At 70.3% G+C, this 18,630-nt stretch carries 22 protein-coding genes; 10 read left to right on the top strand and 12 right to left on the bottom strand.

Annotated elements, in window-relative coordinates; genetic code table 11:
• The 7 genes from gmd to mdcA all read right to left on the bottom strand — a co-directional run.
• Positions 1-965: GDP-mannose 4,6-dehydratase (gene gmd / locus BMZ47_RS06125; RefSeq protein WP_091859802.1), on the bottom strand; the 965-nt coding region annotated here is incomplete at its 3' end.
• A 165-nt stretch (positions 966-1,130) separates the two neighbouring features.
• Positions 1,131-2,051: an acyltransferase domain-containing protein gene (locus BMZ47_RS06130; protein ID WP_091859804.1), complete on the bottom strand. Its 921-nt coding sequence runs from the start codon at positions 2,049-2,051 to the stop codon at positions 1,131-1,133.
• Positions 2,048-2,734: a malonate decarboxylase holo-[acyl-carrier-protein] synthase gene (gene mdcG, locus BMZ47_RS06135; RefSeq protein ID WP_091860500.1), complete on the bottom strand. Its 687-nt coding sequence runs from the start codon at positions 2,732-2,734 to the stop codon at positions 2,048-2,050. Before mdcG ends, BMZ47_RS06130 begins: the two co-directional genes overlap by 4 nt.
• A gap of 162 nt (positions 2,735-2,896) precedes the next feature.
• Entirely contained in the window at positions 2,897-3,613 is a 717-nt protein-coding gene (gene mdcE / locus BMZ47_RS06140; protein WP_091859807.1) for a biotin-independent malonate decarboxylase subunit gamma, read from the bottom strand.
• Positions 3,600-4,529, bottom strand: a complete 930-nt coding sequence (locus BMZ47_RS06145; protein WP_091859809.1) for a biotin-independent malonate decarboxylase subunit beta — start codon at positions 4,527-4,529, stop codon at positions 3,600-3,602. Before BMZ47_RS06145 ends, mdcE begins: the two co-directional genes overlap by 14 nt.
• Positions 4,530-4,531: 2 nt before the next feature.
• On the bottom strand, positions 4,532-4,840 hold the full coding sequence (gene mdcC, locus BMZ47_RS06150; RefSeq protein WP_091859811.1) for a malonate decarboxylase acyl carrier protein: 309 nt from the start codon (positions 4,838-4,840) through the stop codon (positions 4,532-4,534).
• Positions 4,841-5,039: 199 nt separating this feature from the next.
• A complete protein-coding gene (gene mdcA, locus BMZ47_RS06155; RefSeq protein WP_091859815.1) occupies positions 5,040-6,686 on the bottom strand; it encodes a malonate decarboxylase subunit alpha in 1,647 nt (548 codons plus the stop codon).
• Positions 6,687-6,911: 225 nt separating this feature from the next.
• Here mdcA and madL point away from each other — a divergent pair, with 225 nt between their 5' ends.
• The 3 genes from madL to BMZ47_RS06170 are packed head-to-tail and all read left to right on the top strand — an operon-like array spanning position 6,912 to position 8,856.
• The gene (madL, locus tag BMZ47_RS06160; protein ID WP_091859818.1) at positions 6,912-7,370 is read left to right on the top strand and encodes a malonate transporter subunit MadL; all 459 of its coding nucleotides are present in this window, start codon (positions 6,912-6,914) and stop codon (positions 7,368-7,370) included.
• A gap of 5 nt (positions 7,371-7,375) precedes the next feature.
• Entirely contained in the window at positions 7,376-8,158 is a 783-nt protein-coding gene (gene madM / locus BMZ47_RS06165; protein WP_091859821.1) for a malonate transporter subunit MadM, read from the top strand.
• Between the two features lie 26 nt (positions 8,159-8,184).
• A complete protein-coding gene (locus BMZ47_RS06170; RefSeq protein WP_091859824.1) occupies positions 8,185-8,856 on the top strand; it encodes a GntR family transcriptional regulator in 672 nt (223 codons plus the stop codon).
• 16 nt (positions 8,857-8,872) lie between these two features.
• Here BMZ47_RS06170 and BMZ47_RS28430 read toward each other — a convergent pair whose 3' ends face one another.
• From BMZ47_RS28430 to BMZ47_RS06195, 5 genes are all read right to left on the bottom strand, one after another.
• Positions 8,873-9,049 carry a hypothetical protein gene (locus BMZ47_RS28430; protein WP_007568083.1) on the bottom strand — a complete coding sequence of 59 codons (177 nt, stop codon included), beginning with the start codon at positions 9,047-9,049 and terminating at the stop codon, positions 8,873-8,875.
• A complete protein-coding gene (locus BMZ47_RS06175; protein WP_091859828.1) occupies positions 9,046-10,209 on the bottom strand; it encodes a PepSY-associated TM helix domain-containing protein in 1,164 nt (387 codons plus the stop codon). Before BMZ47_RS06175 ends, BMZ47_RS28430 begins: the two co-directional genes overlap by 4 nt.
• 52 nt (positions 10,210-10,261) lie before the next feature.
• Positions 10,262-11,065, bottom strand: coding sequence for a TonB-dependent receptor (locus tag BMZ47_RS06180; protein WP_342029061.1), 804 nt, complete (start codon positions 11,063-11,065; stop codon positions 10,262-10,264).
• 228 nt (positions 11,066-11,293) lie between these two features.
• A complete protein-coding gene (locus tag BMZ47_RS06190; protein ID WP_091859838.1) occupies positions 11,294-11,689 on the bottom strand; it encodes a cell division protein ZapA in 396 nt (131 codons plus the stop codon).
• 35 nt (positions 11,690-11,724) lie between these two features.
• Complete coding sequence (locus tag BMZ47_RS06195; RefSeq protein WP_091859841.1) at positions 11,725-12,027, bottom strand: DUF4164 family protein; 303 nt, start codon at positions 12,025-12,027, stop codon at positions 11,725-11,727.
• Between the two features lie 590 nt (positions 12,028-12,617).
• Here BMZ47_RS06195 and gap point away from each other — a divergent pair.
• From gap to BMZ47_RS06230, 7 genes are all read left to right on the top strand, one after another.
• Positions 12,618-13,622 carry a type I glyceraldehyde-3-phosphate dehydrogenase gene (gene gap / locus BMZ47_RS06200; protein WP_091859846.1) on the top strand — a complete coding sequence of 335 codons (1,005 nt, stop codon included), beginning with the start codon at positions 12,618-12,620 and terminating at the stop codon, positions 13,620-13,622.
• 84 nt (positions 13,623-13,706) lie between these two features.
• Entirely contained in the window at positions 13,707-14,165 is a 459-nt protein-coding gene (locus tag BMZ47_RS06205; RefSeq protein ID WP_091859847.1) for a hypothetical protein, read from the top strand.
• A gap of 15 nt (positions 14,166-14,180) precedes the next feature.
• A complete protein-coding gene (locus BMZ47_RS06210) occupies positions 14,181-15,383 on the top strand; it encodes a phosphoglycerate kinase (RefSeq protein ID WP_091859851.1) in 1,203 nt (400 codons plus the stop codon).
• An 84-nt stretch (positions 15,384-15,467) separates the two neighbouring features.
• Positions 15,468-15,704 (top strand): hypothetical protein, encoded by a 237-nt coding sequence (locus BMZ47_RS06215; protein ID WP_091859854.1) that lies wholly within the window; start codon positions 15,468-15,470, stop codon positions 15,702-15,704.
• 61 nt (positions 15,705-15,765) lie between these two features.
• On the top strand, positions 15,766-16,836 hold the full coding sequence (gene fba, locus BMZ47_RS06220) for a class II fructose-bisphosphate aldolase (RefSeq protein WP_007568093.1): 1,071 nt from the start codon (positions 15,766-15,768) through the stop codon (positions 16,834-16,836).
• Between the two features lie 20 nt (positions 16,837-16,856).
• Positions 16,857-17,501, top strand: coding sequence for a thiamine phosphate synthase (locus tag BMZ47_RS06225; protein WP_091859857.1), 645 nt, complete (start codon positions 16,857-16,859; stop codon positions 17,499-17,501).
• Complete coding sequence (locus tag BMZ47_RS06230) at positions 17,498-18,520, top strand: tetratricopeptide repeat protein (RefSeq protein WP_091859860.1); 1,023 nt, start codon at positions 17,498-17,500, stop codon at positions 18,518-18,520. The genes BMZ47_RS06225 and BMZ47_RS06230 overlap by 4 nt, the downstream gene beginning before the upstream one ends.
• Positions 18,521-18,630: the final 110 nt, after the last annotated feature.

Consider the following 18,630-nt stretch of genomic DNA (forward strand, 5'->3'; position numbering starts at 1 on the left):
CGCTTGATGTCGGCGTCGACCATCTCGGTGATCAGCGACTCGAGGCTGGTCTGCGCCTCCCAGCCGAAGGTCGCCTTGGCCTTGGCCGGGTTGCCGAGCAGCACCTCCACCTCCGCCGGCCGGAAGAAGGCCGGGTCGATCACCAGGTGGTCGTCGATGTTCAGCCCGACATGCTTGAACGCGATCACGCACATGTCCCGCACCGTCGTCGTGCGGCCGGTGGCGATCACGTAATCGTCCGGCTTGTCCTGCTGCAGCATCAGCCACATCGCCTGGACGTAGTCCCGGGCGTGGCCCCAGTCGCGCTTGGCGTCGATATTGCCCAGCCGCAGCTCCTTCTGCTTGCCGAGCTTGATCCGCGCCACCGCGTCCGTGACCTTGCGGGTGACGAACTCGACGCCCCGCAGCGGGCTCTCGTGGTTGAACAGGATGCCGTTCGAGGCGTGCAGCCCGAAGCTCTCCCGGTAGTTGATCGTCATCCAGTGCGCGTAGAGCTTGGCCACGCCGTAGGGCGAGCGCGGGTAGAACGGCGTCGTCTCGCTCTGCTGCGCGTCCTGGATCAGGCCGAACATCTCGGAGGTCGAGGCCTGGTAGTACCGGGCCTGGGGGGCGACCGAGCGCAGGCATTCGAGCATGTGCACGGCGCCGAGGCCCGTCACCTGGCCGGTGAGCAGCGGCTGCTGCCAGGAGGAGGTGACGAAGGACTGGGCGGCGAGGTTGTAGATCTCGTCCGGCTTGGCGGTCTGGACGATGCGCAGCAGGGCGGACTGGTCCAGCAGGTTGCCGTCGACCAGCTCGACATCGTCGAGGATGCCGAGCCACTTCAACCTGTGGTCGAACACCCCGGCATGGCTGGAGCGGCGCACGATGCCGGTGACCGTGTAGCCCTTCTGCAGCAGCAGCTGCGCCAGATACGCGCCGTCCTGGCCCGTAACCCCCGTGATCAGCGCGCGCTTGCCCGTCATGAAACCGTCCCGTCCCGTTGCTGCCCGGCTGCTACGACCGCGGCGGCCTGCGCGTCAAGGCGGGCCCAGAACGCGCATCGCCTTCGCGGAGCGGCGAGATCGGGCGCGGCCTTGCCCGTACCCGCGAAGAAATGCGCGGCCCTGGGCGAGCCCCCTGCACACGCCCTAGGGTTGGGTCAGCCAGGCCGCGACGCCGTCGACCGAGCGGAACTCTTCCAGCGCGTGGATCCGGGCATCGGGCAGCGCCGTGCGCGCCATCGTCGCCAGGGCGTGGCCGGGACCGAGCTCCAGGACCCGGTCGGCGCCGTATTCCCGGCAGGCGTCGAGGCAGGCGGCCCAGTCGATTGTGTGGGAGATCTGGCGGGCGAGCTTGTCGAGGCCGTCCTCGGGGCGGAAGATCGTGGTGCCGTCGAGCCCGCTGACCAGGCGGGGGGCTTCGGCGGGCGGGCGGCGCAGGGTGACGGTGGCGAGTGCGTCCCGGAAGGCCTCGCTGGCCGCCGCCAGCAGCGGCGTGTGCGACGGCGTATGGACCGGCAGCAGGATTGCCCGCTGCGCGCCGGCCGCAGCGGCGTCCCGGCACAGGGCGTCGAGGGCGTCGCGCCGACCGCCGACCACGAAGCTGTCGGCGGCGTTGCGGATGGCGAGGTGACAGCCGTGCCGGAGGGCCAGGGCGTCGAGCGCGTCGCGGGTGAGGCCCCGGATCCCGGCGAGGCCAAATCCCTCCCCCGAGGCGGCGTCCATGGCCTCGGCCCGGCGGGCGGCCAGGGCGAGGATGTCGGCATCGGCAATCCGCCCGGCGACGCCCCAGGCGGCGAGGTCGCCGATGCTGTAGCCGGCCACGATGGCCCGGCCCGTGAAGCCCAACGCCCGCCAGGCGGCGAGCGCGGCGGTGCAGCACAGGATCTGGCCGGCCCGGTTGGCGTGGAGCGCGTCGCCGCCGCTCCGGGCGAGGTCGCGCGGATCGGTGCCGCCGAGGAGCGGTTTCGCAGCGGAAAACACCGCCTGCGCCGCGGGATGGTCGGCGGTGAGGTCGAACATCCCCGGATGCTGGCCGCCCTGGCCGGAGAGCAGGATCGCGACGCTCATGCGGGCTCCCGGGTTCGGAACGCGGCGGCCGGGCGCATCGCCAGGCCGTCCAGGCCCTTGGCCAGCACGGTCCCGCCCTCGGGTGCGTCGCGCAGCTCGTGCCAGTGCAGGCCGGTCCCGTCCGGCAGAAGGATCTCGCCGTCGAGGCGCATCGGGGCCTGTTCCGCGATGGTGGCGAGCCCGTCGAGCAGGCCGGTCGATACCGGTTCCCGGCAGGGCCAGAGCAGGTCGAGGTCGGAGTCGGCACTCAGGTAGGTGAGCCCGGTCACCGCCTGCCACAGCAGGCCGCCGAACGGGCGCGGGTTCAGGCCGTAGCGCTCGCCGAGGGCAACAGTAGCCGCGATCGTCGCCTGCCAGGCGGCGGGGGCATGGGCCGCGGCCTCCGCGAGGCTCGGGCTGTCGAAGCGGGCGACATGCTCGGCCGGCAGGGCGAGCCCGATCCGGCGCTTGCCGTCGGCGGGCGGCAGCGGCAGGCCGAGCGGCACCGCCGCGGCGCCCTCCCCCGGAACCCGGCGGCGGACGATCAACGGCCGGCCCGCCTCGGCCCAGCCGGCGAGATGCGGCACGCCCGCGAGATCGTCCCGGGTGCGGAGCCAGGACGCCCAGGCGTCGGGATCGGCGCGGACGAGGTCCTGCCGGGTGACGGTGTCGGGCCGGCGGGGCTCGATGGTTGGGTGAGGCATCTGTCCCATCCGCGATCGTTTCCTGGGGCGCCGGGACATACGATCTTCAGCCTCCCGTTCGGTCATGGCGAGCGCAGCAAAGCAACCCAGGGCAGCGCACGCTCTCAAGACGGAGCGCATCGCTGGGTTGCTTCGCTGCCCTCGCAATGACGGGTGCGGGTGCTATCGGCGCCCGGCCTGGGCGATCACGGCCGCGCTGATCCCCCGCGCCACCGGCCGGCCGCCGCGCTCCTCGCCGAGGCGGTCGCGGTCGTCGCCGGGCTGGAGGTTGGTGATCAGGTCGCGGATCTGGCCGTCGAGCGGCTTGGCCGGATCCAGAACGACGTGGACCGCCCCGGTCGCCACCATGTTGTCGATCCCGGGGGCGAAGACCGGCGTCGACTTCGCCATCTCCTGGAGCTTGTCGAGGGGCAGCTTGGTCACCTTCGCCACCGAGGGCAGGTCCATCACGCTCGGGTTGGCGCCCGGCAGCGCCGCCAGGATCCGGGTCGCCAGTGCGGTGGCGATGAAGGCGCCGGCGGCCGAGTGACCGTAGATCAGCCCGATGGTCGGGTGGCCGGAGCGGTCGGCGAGCAGCAGCGCCTTGGCGAGATGGGCCAGGCACTCGTTGAGCCCCAGGAGCTCGTCGCGCCGGCTCATGCGCTGGCTATCGGAATCGACCACCACCAGGATCGGCGCCTTGTCGCCGGCCCGGACCACGTCGAGCACGGCGCGGGACAGGACGAGTGCCCCATCGACCCCGAGAGGCGTGTCGCCGTCGACCCCCACGACATGAAGGGTCCCGTCCGCGAACGCGCCGCCCCCGGTGACGAGGCTGTCGCGCACGCTGACGGAATGGCCCTGCGGAAACAGCCCGGCCAGGATCTCAGCGAGCGTCATGGTCAGCCTCCCGCACGCGGGCCACGGTCTCGTCGAAGGCGCGCGTGTCCATGGCGGGCACCGCGTCCGGGTCGTTGACGCCGAGCCGGGCCCAGACATCCGTGGCGTCCCGGCAATCGCCGAAGCGTGCGAGGCGCGATTCGAGGCGCTCCTGCTCCGCCTCGAGCGTGGCGAGGTCGAAGGCGGGCGCCCGGCCGATCAGGTCCAGGGCGGCTTCGCGGAAAGCCGAGACGCTGTCGGCGCAGAAGGCGTCGGCCCCGCCGATCAGCCGGCGGTGCTTGCCGCCCATGGTCCGCCAGACCAGCGCCCGGTCGCGGGAATCGAACTCTTCCGCACCCTTGTTGGTCTCGATCACCTCGGGGCCCGAGACCGAGATTCGGCCGCCCTCGGAGACGGCGAGCCGCGAGCAGGTGCCAGCGATCAGGCCGCCGCCGCCGTAGCAGCCGGCCCGGCCGCCGATCAGCCCGATCACCGGGATGCCGGCCGCCCGGACGTCGACGATCGCCCGCATGGTCTCGGCGATGGCGGTCTCGCCGGCATTGGCCTCCTGCAGCCGGACGCCGCCGGTATCGAACAGGATCAGCACGGCCGCCGGCTTCAGGATGAGCGCGGCGCGCAGCAGGCCCACGAGCTTCGCGCCGTGAATCTCCCCGAAGGCGCCGCCCATGAACCGGCCCTCCTGGGCGGCCACGAGCACCGGCTTGCCGTCGAGCTTGGCCCGGCCGACCACGATGCCGTCGTCGAAGGCGCGCGGCAGGTCGAATAGCGGCAGATGCGGGCTCATGCGCCGCTCGGTCGGAGGCAGGAACTCCTGAAAACTGCCGGGATCGGCCAGCGCCACCACGCGCTGGCGGGCCGTGGCCTCGTACCAGCTCAGGGCGTCGGGATCGGTGCTCGCGGCGTGCGCGCCAGCCATGGTCAGGCCTCCATCAGCCGGGCGCCCTGAAGCAGGCGCAGGGACACGGTGTCGGGACGGGCGCCGCCGTCATTGATGCTGATGCGCAGGCCGCCGGGCTGGGCCCGGGCGACGAAATCCGCCACCACCGCCTCCCAGACGGGCCCGTAGCCGGCGATCGGCGTCTCGATCGCGACCTCGCAGGCATCCGGCGGCAACACCCGCTCCAGCAGGATCTCGAGGTTGCCCGAGGCCACCACGCCCGTGATGGCATTCGGCACCGAGCCGGGCAGCGGTTTTTTCGTGGTGTGGCGGAAGGTCAGGGATTCCATGGTCGGTTCCTCGCAGGACGTCCCGTCATCCAAACAGAACACCTCATCCTGAGGTGCCGGAGCGTAGCGGAGGCCTCGAAGGAGGCGTCCAGTGATCTCGGCGGCCCCCGGAGGCCTCCTACGTGGCCGGCCGACCCGCGGTCGCCCGGCAGCTCAGGATGAGGGCGCGGGTGGGAGAGGCCCGGTTCAACGCGCCTCCCTACCAGTTCCGGAACTTCGCGGGCGGCTCGTAGAGGCCCCCCGACCAGTGGACCAGATCCTTGATCGACTTGGCGGCGAGCAGCGCCCGGTCGGCATCGAGGGGCTCGATGCCCAGATCCTCGGGCCGGCGGATCACGCCGCGGGCGCGCAGCTCCTCGACCTTGGCTCGGTCCCGGCCGCGGCCGACATCGGTGTAGCCGGCCACCCCGCGGATCGCCTGCTCGCGCTCGTCCGCGTCGCGGCAGAGCAGCAGGTTGGCGATGCCCTCCTCGGTGACGATGTGGGTGACGTCGTCGGCGTAGATCATCACCGGCGCCAGCTCGAGCCCGATCTTTCTCGCCAGCTCCAGGGCATCGAGCTTCTCTACGAAGGTCGGCACCAGCTTCTCCCCGAAGGTCTCGACCAGTTGCACCACCAGCTTGCGGCCGCGCATCAGCGCGGGGTCGCCGACGACCTGACCTTCGCGGCCGGCCTTCATCCAGGCATCGGAGGGGTGTCGGCGGCCATGCGGATCGGAGCCCATGTTGGGCGCGCCGCCGAAGCCCGCCACCCGCGACTGCGTGATCGTCGAGGAATGGCCCATCAGGTCGATCTGCAGCGTCGCGCCGATGAACATGTCACAGGCGTAGAGGCCGGCCGTCTGGCAGAATGCCCGGTTCGAGCGCAGGGACCCGTCCGCCCCGGTGAAGAAGATGTCCGGCCGCGCCCGGATGTAGCGGTCCATGCCGACTTCCGAGCCGAAGCAGTGCACCTGCTGGACCCAGCCGGATTCGATCGCGGGAATCAGGGTCGGGTGCGGGTTGAGCGCCCAATGGGTGCAGATCTGGCCCTTGAGGCCCAGCTTCTCGCCGTAGGTCGGCAGGAGCAGCTCGATCGCCGCCGTGCCGAAGCCGATCCCGTGATTGAGCCGGCGGATGCCGTACTCGGCATAGATGCCCTTGATCGCCATCATGGCGATCAGGATCTGGGTCTCGGTCATCGCCGCCGGGTCGCGGGTGAACAGCGGCTCCACGTAGAACGGCGTGTCGGCCTCGACCACGAAGTCGACCCGGTCGCCCGGGATGTCGACCCGCGGGACCTTGTCGACGATCTGGTTCACCTGGGCGATGACCACGCCGTTCTTGAAGGCGGTGGCCTCCACGACGGTGGGCGTGTCCTCGGTGTTGGGGCCGGTATAGAGGTTGCCGTCCCGGTCGGCCGAGACGCCGGCGATCAGCGCCACGTGGGGCGTGAGGTCCACGAAATACCGGGCGAACAGCTCGAGGTAGGTATGGACCGCGCCGAGCTGGATCTGGCCGCCGTAGAGCATCTTGGCGATGCGCGCGCCCTGCGGGCCGGAATAGGAATAGTCGAGCCGCTTGGCGATGCCGGTCTCGAACACGTCGAGATGCTCCGGCAGCACGATCCCCGACTGGACCATGTGGAGGTCGTGGACCTTGCCCGGGTCGCAGGCGGCGAGCCCCCTGGCCAGGCAATCCGCCTGCTTCTGGTTGTCGCCCTCCAGGCAGACCCGGTCACCGGGGCGGAGCACCGCCTCCAGCAGGTCAACGACGGACCCGGCCGGGACCACCTTGCCGTCGGCATGGGCACGCCCCGCCGCGATGCGGGCGTCGCGCGCCTCTCGTTCGCCGCGCCACTGGGTCATCCGGCGTCCCCTTCGTGTATGCAAAAACCAGGGTATGTCCCGGTTTGCGCATTTTCTACCCCGTTCCAATCACGGTTTCGTATACGGGATTGCCGAAGTGTCAATATCTTGCATACTGGCCGACAAGCAACAAACGACTGATTCGGGAAGGAAACGCCCCATGCCGAGCGCGTCGAGACGGGCGCAGCGCTGCGCCGAGACCGGTCTTGCCGGAGGGCAACGCCGATGATCGTCCTGGGTGTCGCCCTCCTGGCCGCGTGCACGCTGATCGGCGTGTATCTCGGCGATCTCCTCGGCGTCGCGCTGGGCGTGAAGGCCAATGTCGGCGGCGTCGGCATCGCCATGATCCTGCTGATCGTCGCCCGCCTCTGGCTCTCCCGTCGGGGCAGCCTGACCAAGGGCGTGCAGTTCGGCGTCGAGTTCTGGGCCGGCATGTACATCCCGATCGTGGTCGCCATGGCGGCCCAGCAGAACGTGGTCGCGGCGGTGAGCGGCGGCCCGATCGTGATCATCGCGGCCACCGGCTCGCTCGTCCTGTGCTTCGGCGCCGTGGCGCTGCTGAGCCGGATCGGCCGGCGCGACCCGGGCAGCCCGGAGGTCGAGCACGGCGGGTCGGTGATCGGCGGCCAGGCGGATCCGATCGTGGGCGCACCGCCCGCGATCCCGGCCGCGAGACGGGGGTGAGCGCCATGGAATTCGGACATGACGTCTGGCACGGCATCGAGCACGTCTTCATCGAGCAGAGCTTGGTGGCGGCCTTCGCGGTCGTGGGCGCCCTGATCCTGGTCTCCAACCTGGCAGCCAAACGCTTCACGAAGGGCCGCGTTCACGGCTCGGCCATCGCGATCGTGCTGGGGCTGGCGCTCGCCTATCTCGGCGGCCTGTATACCGGCGGGAAGAAGGGCATCGCCGACATCCCGGCCCTGGCCGGGATCGGCCTGATGGGCGGGGCGATGCTGCGCGACTTCGCCATCGTCGCCACCGCCTTCGAGGTCGACGTGACCGAGGCCCGCCGGGCCGGGCTGATCGGCGTGCTGGCGCTGGCGCTCGGCACGATCATCCCGTTCCTCGTCGGCACGCTCACGGCCGTCGCCTTCGGCTACCACGACGCGGTCTCGATCACGACGATCGGCGCCGGCGCGATCACCTACATCGTCGGGCCGGTGACCGGGGCGGCGATCGGGGCGGATTCCACCGTCATGGCGCTGTCCATCGCCACCGGGGTGACCAAGGCCGTGATGGTGATGGTCGGCACGCCGCTGGTGGCCAAGCTGATCGGCCTCGACAACCCGCGCTCGGCCATGGCCTATGGCGGCCTGATGGGCACGGTGAGCGGGGTCGCGGGCGGGCTCGCGGCCACCGACCCGAAGCTCGTGCCCTACGGGGCACTCACCGCCACCTTCCACACCGGAATCGGCTGCCTGGTCGGTCCCTCGATCTTCTACTTGACGGTGCGGGCGCTGGTCGGTTGAGGATCCCCGGGGCGCGGGACCAGTTGATGCACGGCGAATTCCAGAAGATCGACAGCGGGCTGCTCTCGGACCGGATCCGCAACGCGCTCACCGACGCGATCACCGCGGGCGAGCTCCAGGCCGGCACGGCGCTCGACGAGCAGAACCTCGCCCAGCGCTACGGCGCCTCGCGCACCCCGGTGCGGGAGGCGCTGCGCCAGCTCGCCGCCTCGGGGCTGGTGGAGGTCCGGCCGCGGCGGGGCGTGGTGGTCGCCCGGCTGACCCCTGAGCGCATCGCCGACATGTTCGAGACCACCGCGGAGATCGAGGCGATGTGCGCCCGACTCGCGACCTACCGGATGACGCCGCTGGAGCGCGGCCGGCTGATGGACCTCCACGAGGATTCCGCCGCCGCCGTGGTGGCCGGGGACGTGGACGCCTACGACCGGCTCAATCGCGCCTTCCACGAGTCGCTCTACGCGGCGACCCATAACGGCTTCATGGCCGAGCAGGCCCTGGCAATCCGCGAGCGCCTGGCCGCCTTCCGCCGGACGCAGCTCCGCCACGCCGACCGGATCCGCCGCTCCCGGGACGAGCACGGCGAGATTCTCTCCGCCATCGCCGAGGGCGACGGCGAACTGGCCGCGAAGCGCATGCGGGCGCACATGCTGCGGGCCGCGGCGGCGTTGGGGCGGTATATCGCGGAGACGGTGGGTTGAGGGTGCGGGACGGGGCCTAACCCTTGGTCGACCTGAGGCCCAACCCCGCCGCATAGGCCAGCGCCGCGAAGAGCAGGCCGGCTGCGACGGCGTCCCAGATCCCCTCGGCCAACAGGGCGCCGATGAGGCTGACCGCAGTCGCGGCGGCGATGATCCCTGGTGCCGTCCAGATCCGATGCGTCCGGTCCGTCATCGGGCCGCTCCCTCGGATGCCTTCGCCCGGCTCGGGGGAGCAGCGGCTCGGGACGCCCGCGGCCGCCGGCGCGCGACCCAGAGATACAGACCGCTGCCCAGCACGATGATCGTCGCCAGGTCGAACAGGGCCCAGACGAGCTTGAGCGGCAGGCCGCCGTAATCCCCGAAATGCAGCGGCTGCGACAGGAACAGGGCCTGCACGTACCAGGGCATGGCGCGCATGTCGGTGAGGTCGCCGGTCCGCGCGTCGATCAGGGCCGGCTTGAGCAGCCGCGCCGTCAGCGGCGTGTTGCCGGCCATGAACACCGCGTAGTGATTGTTGCTGGAGAACGGCGTCCCGGGGAACGCGATGAACTGCGTGCGCATGTCCGGCGCCGCTTCCTGGGCCGTCGCCACCGCTTGGTCGAGGGAGACGAGCGTCTCAGGACGCGGCGCGTCGCGGTAGGGCGCGGTCATCTCGGCAAGCTGGCCCATCTGCCAGAGCTTGAGCATCAGGTCGGCCCAGGTGTTGACGGCGCCGGTCGTGCCGACAACGAGCGCCCAGACGATCGTCGCGGCGCCCAACAGGTTGTGCCAGTCGAGCCACTTGATCCGTGCGGCGCGGCCCCGGCGCACGGTGCCGAAATCGAGCTTCCGCATGAAGGGACCGTAGAGCACCACGCCCGAGACGATCGCGACGACGAACAGGAGCGCCATCACCCCGAGGAACAGCTTGCCGGGCAGGTCCAGGAACAGGTCGGTGTGCAGCTTGAGCAGGAAGCCGATCGGGCCGGCCCCGGGTGCCGTCTCCATTAGCACCTCCGCCGTGCGGAGATCGAGCCCCACGAAACTGTCGGCCGGAACCGTCTGGAGCGTCTTGCCGAGCCCGATCAGCACCGCATCGGGCTCGTCCTTGTCGAAGAAGACGAACTGCACGACCTGCGCCGGCCTCGTCGCCGCGGCCGTCGCCACGATCCGGTCGAGCGGAACGTGGGGCGTACCCGCCGGCATCTCGGGCAAGGGAGGCTCGTAACCGAGCAGGTGATCGAGCTCGTGGTGGAAGATCAGCGGCAGGCCGGTCAGGCACAGCATCAGCAGGAAGATCATGCTGATCAGGCTGGTCCAGGTATGGATCAGCGACCATATCCGGAAGGCACGCACACGCGGGGCGTCGGTCATCGTGTCAGGCTGCTCCTCTGCGGAATCACTCCGGAGCTTCCAGGAATGGCGCCTAAAAATCCATCTGTGCCGAGAGCAGGTATGTCCGCGGTGTTCCCAACGACAGGATCCCCGAGAAGCCCGACGACGCGTAATAGTTCGTGTTGAACACGTTCACGACGTCTGCACGCAAAGTTACGGGTTTCCCCCAAGATCCGATGAATGTGTAGCGTAGTCCGGTATCGAAGCGCGTCCAGTCCGGAACGACCTGTCGATTGCTCTTATCGTAGAACTGCCGGGCGGTATGGATGACGCGGCCGGTGGCGGTGACGCCGGGCAGTAGCCACGCCGGGAGATCGTACTCGCCGTACAGGTTGATCGTGATGTCGGGCACGCCCGGGGCGGCCTTTCCGTCGAAGGTGTGGCCGGCCGTCCTGACGAGGCGCCCATCGATCGCCGCGACGCCGCCGAGGAGCCGGAGGCCCGGGACCGGCTCGCCGAAGACGTTGAGTTCAATCCCGCGGTTGCGCTGGAGGCCGTTGACGGCAAACTGCAGCGTGGCCGGGTCCTGGGACGCGTTGGCCCGGATGATCTCGAAGAATGCGAGGCTGGTCCCGAAGGAACCGAAATCGTATTTCAGCCCGACTTCCTTCTGGTCGGCGACGATGGGCGGGAAAGTCTGGCCGGCATTCGGGGCGGTGATGGGCGCGGTCGGCGGTGCGGTCAGCGCCGCGACGTAATTGCCGCCATCGACGTGGCGGCGAACCCCTGTTGCGCGAACAGCTCGGCCGCCGCCGTCAGGATGCGCGAACTGAGTTGTTCGGCTTCGTCCTTGGTCGGGCGGCCGCCGCGAGGCGATCTGACGGCGGCACGCGATCGCCCCGGCGCGGGCTTCTCGGAAGCAGGAACCGGTTTTGCTGGTCTCGTCTTACGCAACCCGGCATCCTCGATTGTCCCGGGCCGTGAACATTTCGGTCCGGTCAGGCACGTCTCATCGATATTGATCGATAGGGGCTAGCATCTCGATCCGACCGGAACGGCGCCCCCTGTGCGAAGAACGCCTCCCCTCTGCTGAGGGCCCACGGCGACATCCCGCCGTCTTACCTCACACCACCTCCCGCGCCACCCCTCCCTTCCCCACGCCGCTCCCACCCAGCGCATCGGCCAGCTGCCCGATCCGCTCGGCGGCACGCCCGATCCCGTCGGCGGCGCGGGCGGCGTCTTCGGCGCGGTTGCGCTCGGCGGCCTCGGCGGCCTTGCGCAGCTCGGCCGTCTCGGCCTCCAGGGCGGCGTGGCGGGCGCGCAGCTCGGCCAGCTCGTCGGCGATGGTGAGGGCCGCCATCACCTGCAGGCGCATGTCGCCGATCTCGCCGAAACTCTTGCGCATCTCGCCGATGCGCGTGCCGAAGCTCTCGGCCAGCCCGGTGAGATGCTCCTCCTCGCCGGCGCCGCAGGCCATGCGGTAGAGCTTTCCGTCGATGGTCACGTTGATCTGGGGCAAGGATCGCTCCGGTGGGCGGCGCGTCAGGATACCGGTCAGGCGCGTCCGAGCACGCCCTGGACCGTCTGGATCGCGCGGTCGAGCCTCTGGCCGACCACGCCGGTGGTCGCCTCGACTGCGGCGAGCTGCGCGCTCGCCGCGTCCAGGGCGGCGGCGAGCCGGGCCCGGTCCTCGTCCATCAGCGCCAGCTCGGCATCCCGGTCGTCCGGCTCGGCCTCGGCCTCCAGGCGGCGGGCGACGACCGCGTCTAGGCGGGTCAGCGCGGCCTCCAGCCGGGCGAAGGCGGCGTCGATGGGGCTCGGGTCTGGGGGGCTCGGGTCTGGGGTGTCGTCGGCCATGGGGCTCCGCGTACCGCGCGCATCGCCCCGAAACGGGAGCGCCGGCTTCGGGAAGGACGATGCGTCAGGGAGGCAAGTTTCGACCGGATGCCCGGAGAATGCCAGCCCGAATTGTCGGCCGCGCCCCGGCGCGACGCCCGCGGGGCGCGACCGGTTCGGCGCGCGACAGGTCTCGCCGAGCGGCCCTCCGCGATCGCGCCGTGATCGCGGACGCCTTGATCCGTCACGTCTCAGCAATCGCCTGCGCCGAAGGCTGTTTATTGGATGTGGGATACGCCCGTGTTTGTCACAGGCTCGCGTTTGACAGGTCGAGGCGCCATGTTAGACAGCCGCGCGCTCTCGGAAGAGACCGCAAGAGACATGCCGGATGGCCGGTCCGTGACAGTCCCGAGACCCCTGCCGCCACCGTCGGAGCCGACGCGTGAGGGAAGCGGAGCCCGGCCTCTCCCGGCCCGGTTCATCGCAGGTTCAAACCCGCCCGCCCAGATCCGCCCCGCCCGGTCGGCCTGGACCCGGGCTGCCGAGACCGCGCCGAGGATCGTCCCCGCCGGTCCGGCGCGCGGTGAGCCGCATCAGGAAGGAGTGACGCCGTGACGAAGGTTGCCATCAACGGGTTCGGACGCATCGGCCGCAACGTCCTGCGCGCGATCGCGGAAGCGGGCCGCACCGACATCGAGGTCGTGGCGATCAACGATCTCGGCCCGGTGGAGACCAACGCCCACCTGCTCCGCTTCGATTCCGTGCACGGCCGGTTCCCCGGCGAGGTCGCGGTGGACGGCGAGTTCCTGGTGGTCAACGGCAAGCGCATCAAGGTCACGGCCGTGCGCAACCCGGCCGAGCTGCCGCACCGCGATCTCGGCGTCGACATCGCCCTCGAATGCACCGGCATCTTCACCTCGAAGGACAAGGCCAAGGCCCATCTCGACGCCGGCGCCAAGCGCGTCCTGGTCTCGGCCCCGGCCGATGGCGCCGACCTGACCGTGGTCTACGGCGTCAACCACGACAAGCTGACCGCCGAGCACCTCGTGGTCTCGAACGCCTCCTGCACCACCAACTGCCTGGCGCCGGTCGCCCAGGTGCTGGATGCGGCGGTGGGCATCGAGCGCGGCTTCATGACCACGATCCACTCCTACACCAACGACCAGCCGTCGCTGGACCAGATGCACAAGGATCTCTATCGGGGCCGCGCCGCCGCGCTCTCGATGATCCCGACCTCCACCGGCGCCGCCAAGGCGGTGGGTCTGGTCCTGCCGGAGCTGAAGGGCAAGCTCGACGGCACCGCGATCCGCGTGCCGACCCCGAACGTCTCGGCGGTGGATCTGGTGTTCACGGCCAAGCGCGCGACCTCCGTCCAGGAGATCAACGACGCGATCAAGGCGGCCGCCGCCGGCCCGCTCAAGGGCGTGCTCGGCGTGACCGACCAGCCGAACGTGTCCATCGACTTCAACCACGATCCGCATTCCTCGACCTTCCATCTCGACCAGACCAAGGTGATGGACGGCGTCTTGGTGCGCATCCTGACCTGGTACGACAACGAGTGGGGCTTCTCGAACCGCATGGCCGACACCGCCGTGGCGATGGCCAAGCTCATCTGACGCGCACCGCCCGTCGACCCGGAAAGGGACGGCGGGCGTCTTTCGGACCGAACGGCCCAACCTCGAACCAGGGATCATCCCGGGATGACCGACGCTTCGCAGGGCACGTCGAGCGGACAGGGCACTGTCGTGACGCCCGCGCCGAAACCCGTAGCCACCCCGGCGGCCGTGACGCCGGTTGCCACGACGCCGTCGCAGGGGCTGCCGGCCAGTCACCTCCTCGACCAGCTCGCTCGCATCGAGGACAAGTGCTCGCGGATCGAGGACAAGTACGCCCGCTCGGAGGCGCTGCTGTCCCGGGTCGAGGACAAGGTCGAGAACGCCGCCAACCGGATGAATGAATCCGCCCGGCAATCCGACCTTGCTGCCCTGCGCACCGAGATGCGCGGCTTGTCCGACCGCACCCGGCGCCTGCCCGGGACCGGCGCGCTGGTTTTGACCGCGGTGATCACTGCGATCCTCACCGTCGTGCTGATGGTCGCCGTGCAGCGCCTGAACCTCGACCGCCTGATCCCGGCGCCGGCCGCCACCACCGCCCAGTAATCGCAACAGGACCGCATGAGCGCCTTCCGCACCCTCGACGACGCCGGCGCCCTGACCGGCAAGCGCGTGCTGATGCGCGTCGATCTCAACGTGCCGATGGAGAACGGCCGCGTCACCGACGCGACCCGCATCGCGCGTGTCGTCCCGACGATCCGGGAGGTCGCCGACAAGGGCGCCAAGGTGATCCTGCTGGCGCATTTCGGCCGCCCCAAGGGCAAGCGCGAGCCCAAGGATTCCCTGGAGCCGGTGGTGCCGGCGCTGAGCCAGGCGCTCGGCCGCCCGGTCGCCTTCGCGGCCGACTGCGTCGGCGACGATGTGGCCCGGGCCGTCGCGGCCCTGAAGGACGGCGACGTCCTGCTTTTGGAGAACACCCGCTACCACGCTGGCGAGGAGAAGAACGACCCGGCCTTCGCCGACGCGCTCGCCGCCAACGGCGACATCTACGTCAACGAGGCGTTCTCGGCGGCCCACCGCGCCCACGCCTCCACCGAGGGCTTGGCCCACCGCCTGCCGGCCTATGCCGGCCGCGAGATGCAGGCGGAGCTCGAAGCCCTGACCAGGGGCCTGGAGGCGCCGCAGCGCCCGGTGATCGCGCTCGTCGGCGGCGCCAAGGTGTCGTCGAAGATCGACCTGCTGGAGAATCTCGTCGCCAAGGTCGACATGCTGGTGATCGGCGGCGGCATGGCCAACACCTTCCTGCACGCGCAGGGCAAGGCGGTGGGCAAGTCCCTGTGCGAGAAGGACCTCGCCGAGACCGCCACCCGCATCCTGGCGGCCGCCAAGAAGGCCGGCTGCAGGATCATCCTGCCGGTGGACGCTGTGGCGGCGACCGAGTTCAAGGCCCAGGCTCCCCACGAGACCGTGCCGGTGGATTCGGTGCCCGAGGGCAGCATGATCCTCGATGCCGGCCCGCGCTCCGTCGCCGAGATCAACGCCGCCATCGACGGCGCCAAGACCCTGGTCTGGAACGGCCCGCTCGGCGCCTTCGAGCTCGCGCCCTTCGATGCCGCCACGGTGGCCGCCGCCAAGCATGCGGCCGCGCGCACCAAGGCCGGCCAGCTCGTCTCGGTGGCGGGCGGCGGCGACACGGTGGCCGCCCTGAACCACGCGGGCGTGGCCGCCGACTTCACCTACGTCTCCACCGCGGGTGGCGCCTTCCTCGAGTGGCTTGAGGGCAAGGCCCTGCCAGGGGTCGAGGCGCTGCGGGCCAAGGGATGAGAACCGCGCGGCGGCATCGGGTGCTGGCCCGACAACGCCGCGCACCAATCAAGAAGTTGACTGCCCCAGCGAGGAGTTAAGGCAATGAGCGAAAATTTGGAAACGGTAACGATCGAGATTCTGAGGGACGTTCAGGCTAAGATCTTGCAATCTCGGACCGAGACGTTGGCGCGCCTCGACAACCTCGAAGCCACAATACCGAGGGATCAGAACCAGGCAGTCGCCGCGGTGGCGACAATGCGCACATCGGTTGCTGAAATCGATGTTTGTCTCAAAGACATCGACAACCTGATCGCCGGCCTGGACAACGAGGCACACTAGATGTCCGTCGCCGTGGGCGATCGGGCGGACCACCAGACGGTAAGCGGGAAGACAGACGACGATGGCACGGATCACCCTCAGGCAGCTTCTCGACCACGCCGCTGAGCACGAATACGGCGTGCCGGCGTTCAACCTGAACAACATGGAACAGGGCTTGGCGATCATGGCGGCGGCCGATGCCACCGACTCGCCGGTGATCCTGCAGGCGAGCCGCGGTGCCCGCGCCTATGCCAACGACGTGGTGCTGGCCAAGCTGATCGACGGCCTGGTCGAGATCTACCCGCACATCCCGGTCTGCATGCATCTGGACCACGGGAACAACGAGGCGACCTGCGCCACCGCGATCCAGTACGGCTTCACCTCGGTGATGATGGACGGCTCGCTCAAGGCCGACGGCAAGACCCCGGCCGACTACAACTACAATGTCGAGATCACCCGCAACGTCACCAAGATGGCCCATTGGGCCGGCGTCTCGGTGGAGGGCGAACTCGGCGTGCTCGGCTCGCTGGAGAGCGGCCAGGGCGAGGCCGAGGACGGTCACGGCGCCGAGGGCACGCTCAGCCACGACCAGCTGCTGACCGACCCGGACGAGGCGGTGAAGTTCGTGGAGGCCACCAAGGTCGACGCCCTCGCGGTCGCCATGGGCACCAGCCACGGCGCCTACAAGTTCACCCGCAAGCCGGACGGCGACGTGCTGGCGATGAACGTGATTGAGGAGATCCACCGCCGCCTGCCGACCACCCACCTGGTGATGCACGGCTCCTCGTCGGTGCCGCAGGAGCTGCAGGACATCATCAACCAGTATGGCGGCCAGATGAAGCCGACCTGGGGCGTGCCGGTCGAGGAGATCCAGCGCGGCATCAAGCACGGCGTGCGCAAGATCAACATCGACACTGACAACCGCATGGCGATGACCGGCCAGATCCGGAAGGTGCTCACCGAGAACCCGTCGGAGTTCGACCCGCGCAAGTACCTGAAGCCCGCCATGGAGGCGATGACCAAGCTGTGCAAGCAGCGCTTCGAGGAGTTCGGCACTGCCGGCAAGGGCTCGAAGATCCGGCCGATCTCCGTCTCCGAGATGGCCAAGCGCTACGCCAGCGGCGCGCTGGATCCGAAGATCGGCGCGCAGTAACGCGCCGGCCGGCCGGTTCGATGAGCAGCCAACAGCGCCTCGCCCTGCTCGGGCCCCACAACCTGGATGCCGACGGCATCGACGCCTTCGCGGCCGCGCTCGACGCGGCCTGCAAGGCGGGCGATGTCGCGGCCGTGATCCTGCGGCTCGCCGCCACCGACGAGCGCGGGCTCACCGCCCGGGTGAAGCAGATCGCGCCGATCACCCAGGGCTGCGGCGCGGCGCTGGTGGTGGCCTGCCCGGGCTTCACCGGCGACCTCGTCTCGGTGGCGACAAGGGGCGGCGCCGACGGGGTGCATGTCGACAAGCCGCGCGACCTGAAGGACCTGCGCGACCGTCTCCGGGACGGCCGCATCCTCGGGGCGGGCGGCCTCGAGACCAAGCACGGCGCCATGGAGGCGGGCGAGGCCGGCATCGATTACCTGATGTTCGGGGGCCTCTATCCGGACGGTGTCGCCCCCGAGGCCGAGACCGTGCTGGCCCGGGCCGAATGGTGGGCCGAGATCTTCGAGACGCCCTGCGTCGCGGTCGCCGCGGCACCGGACGAGATCGACCCGCTCGCGGCCACCGGTGCCGAGTTCGTGGGCCTGGAGAGCGGCCTATGGCTGAACGAGCCCGACGCCGTGGCCCGGGCGCAGGCCGTGCTCGCGGGGCAGGCCGCGTGAGCCTTCGCGTCCTGCGTTTCGCGGTGCTCTTGGTCACGGCGCTGCCTGTGCCGGCGCTCGCCGCCCCGGGTCCCCTCGATCCGGCCAAGACCGCCGCCCCGTCCGACAAGAAGGCGACGCCGGAACTTCCGAGCCCCTACACGCCGAACTATTCCCGGGGCGCCGTGCCGCCCAATAACGGCCAGCCGGCCGACCTCGCCTACGGCGCCTACCAGCGCGGCCAGTACGTCACCGCCTTCCGGGAGGCGACCAAGCGCATCGAGGCGAATCCCAAGGATGCGGCGGCGATGACGCTGCTGGGCGAGCTCTACAACCAGGGACTCGGCGTCAAGCAGAACCCCGTGAAGGCGGCCGAATGGTACCGCCTCGCGGCTGCCCAGAACGACGCCGCCGCGATGTCGTCGCTCGGCCTGATGGCGCTCGACGGGCGCGGCATGCCCAAGGACCCGAAGGCCGGCCGGCGCTGGCTGGAGCAGGCCACCGCCAACGGCTCGGCCACGGCGGCCTACAATCTCGGCCTGATCCTGATCGGCACCGGCGCCACCGCCGACGAGGCGGCGGCTGCCGCGCAGTTCCGCAAGGCCGCGGAGGCCGAGATCGGCCCGGCCCAGCACGATCTGGGCGTGCTCTATCTGCAAGGTCGCGGCGTGCCGAAGGATGCCAGCCAGGCGGCCCAGTGGTTCCGGCGCGGCGCCGATAACGGCGATCTCGCCAGCGAGGTCGAGTACGCGATCCTGCTGTTCAACGGCAACGGCGTGACCAAGGACGAGCGCTCGGCCGCCCGCTACTTCCTGCACGCGGCCTCCCGCGGGAACGCGATCGCGCAGAACCGCGTCGCCCGGCTCTACGCGGTTGGCCGCGGCGTCGCCAAGAACCCGATCGAGGCCGCGGCCTGGAACCTCGCCGCCGCCGCGCAGGGCCTGTCCGACGCCTGGCTGGACCAGACCCTGTCCGGGCTCAGCGGCGAGGAGCGTACCCGCGCCGAGCGGCTGGCCAACGAGCGCATCGAGCAACGGTAGCGCTGGGGCGGGAAGAGCCGGACCGTACGGGTTGGATCTCTCCCACCCACGCCCTCGTCCTGAGGTGTCCGGCGATCGAAGATTGCGGGGCCTCGAAGGAGGCCTCCGCT

Origin of the sequence: Methylobacterium brachiatum, assembly GCF_900113845.1 — a bacterium.
GTDB lineage: Bacteria > Pseudomonadota > Alphaproteobacteria > Rhizobiales > Beijerinckiaceae > Methylobacterium > Methylobacterium brachiatum.

Excerpts from the sequence above, each read along its gene's own strand:
- BMZ47_RS06210 (WP_091859851.1), top strand. The coding sequence starts at position 14,181 with ATGAGCGCCTTCCGCACCCTCGACGACGCCGGCGCCCTGACCGGCAAG.
- mdcA (WP_091859815.1), bottom strand. The coding sequence starts at position 6,686 with ATGACCCAGTGGCGCGGCGAACGAGAGGCGCGCGACGCCCGCATCGCG.
- BMZ47_RS06175 (WP_091859828.1), bottom strand. The coding sequence starts at position 10,209 with ATGACCGACGCCCCGCGTGTGCGTGCCTTCCGGATATGGTCGCTGATC.
- BMZ47_RS06205 (WP_091859847.1), top strand. The coding sequence starts at position 13,707 with ATGACCGACGCTTCGCAGGGCACGTCGAGCGGACAGGGCACTGTCGTG.
- BMZ47_RS28430 (WP_007568083.1), bottom strand. The coding sequence starts at position 9,049 with ATGACGGACCGGACGCATCGGATCTGGACGGCACCAGGGATCATCGCC.
- mdcG (WP_091860500.1), bottom strand. The coding sequence starts at position 2,734 with ATGCCTCACCCAACCATCGAGCCCCGCCGGCCCGACACCGTCACCCGG.
- BMZ47_RS06145 (WP_091859809.1), bottom strand. The coding sequence starts at position 4,529 with ATGGCTGGCGCGCACGCCGCGAGCACCGATCCCGACGCCCTGAGCTGG.
- madM (WP_091859821.1), top strand. The coding sequence starts at position 7,376 with ATGGAATTCGGACATGACGTCTGGCACGGCATCGAGCACGTCTTCATC.
- BMZ47_RS06130 (WP_091859804.1), bottom strand. The coding sequence starts at position 2,051 with ATGAGCGTCGCGATCCTGCTCTCCGGCCAGGGCGGCCAGCATCCGGGG.
- BMZ47_RS06215 (WP_091859854.1), top strand. The coding sequence starts at position 15,468 with ATGAGCGAAAATTTGGAAACGGTAACGATCGAGATTCTGAGGGACGTT.
- BMZ47_RS06225 (WP_091859857.1), top strand. The coding sequence starts at position 16,857 with ATGAGCAGCCAACAGCGCCTCGCCCTGCTCGGGCCCCACAACCTGGAT.
- BMZ47_RS06170 (WP_091859824.1), top strand. The coding sequence starts at position 8,185 with ATGCACGGCGAATTCCAGAAGATCGACAGCGGGCTGCTCTCGGACCGG.
- mdcC (WP_091859811.1), bottom strand. The coding sequence starts at position 4,840 with ATGGAATCCCTGACCTTCCGCCACACCACGAAAAAACCGCTGCCCGGC.
- madL (WP_091859818.1), top strand. The coding sequence starts at position 6,912 with ATGATCGTCCTGGGTGTCGCCCTCCTGGCCGCGTGCACGCTGATCGGC.
- BMZ47_RS06195 (WP_091859841.1), bottom strand. The coding sequence starts at position 12,027 with ATGGCCGACGACACCCCAGACCCGAGCCCCCCAGACCCGAGCCCCATC.
- mdcE (WP_091859807.1), bottom strand. The coding sequence starts at position 3,613 with ATGACGCTCGCTGAGATCCTGGCCGGGCTGTTTCCGCAGGGCCATTCC.
- fba (WP_007568093.1), top strand. The coding sequence starts at position 15,766 with ATGGCACGGATCACCCTCAGGCAGCTTCTCGACCACGCCGCTGAGCAC.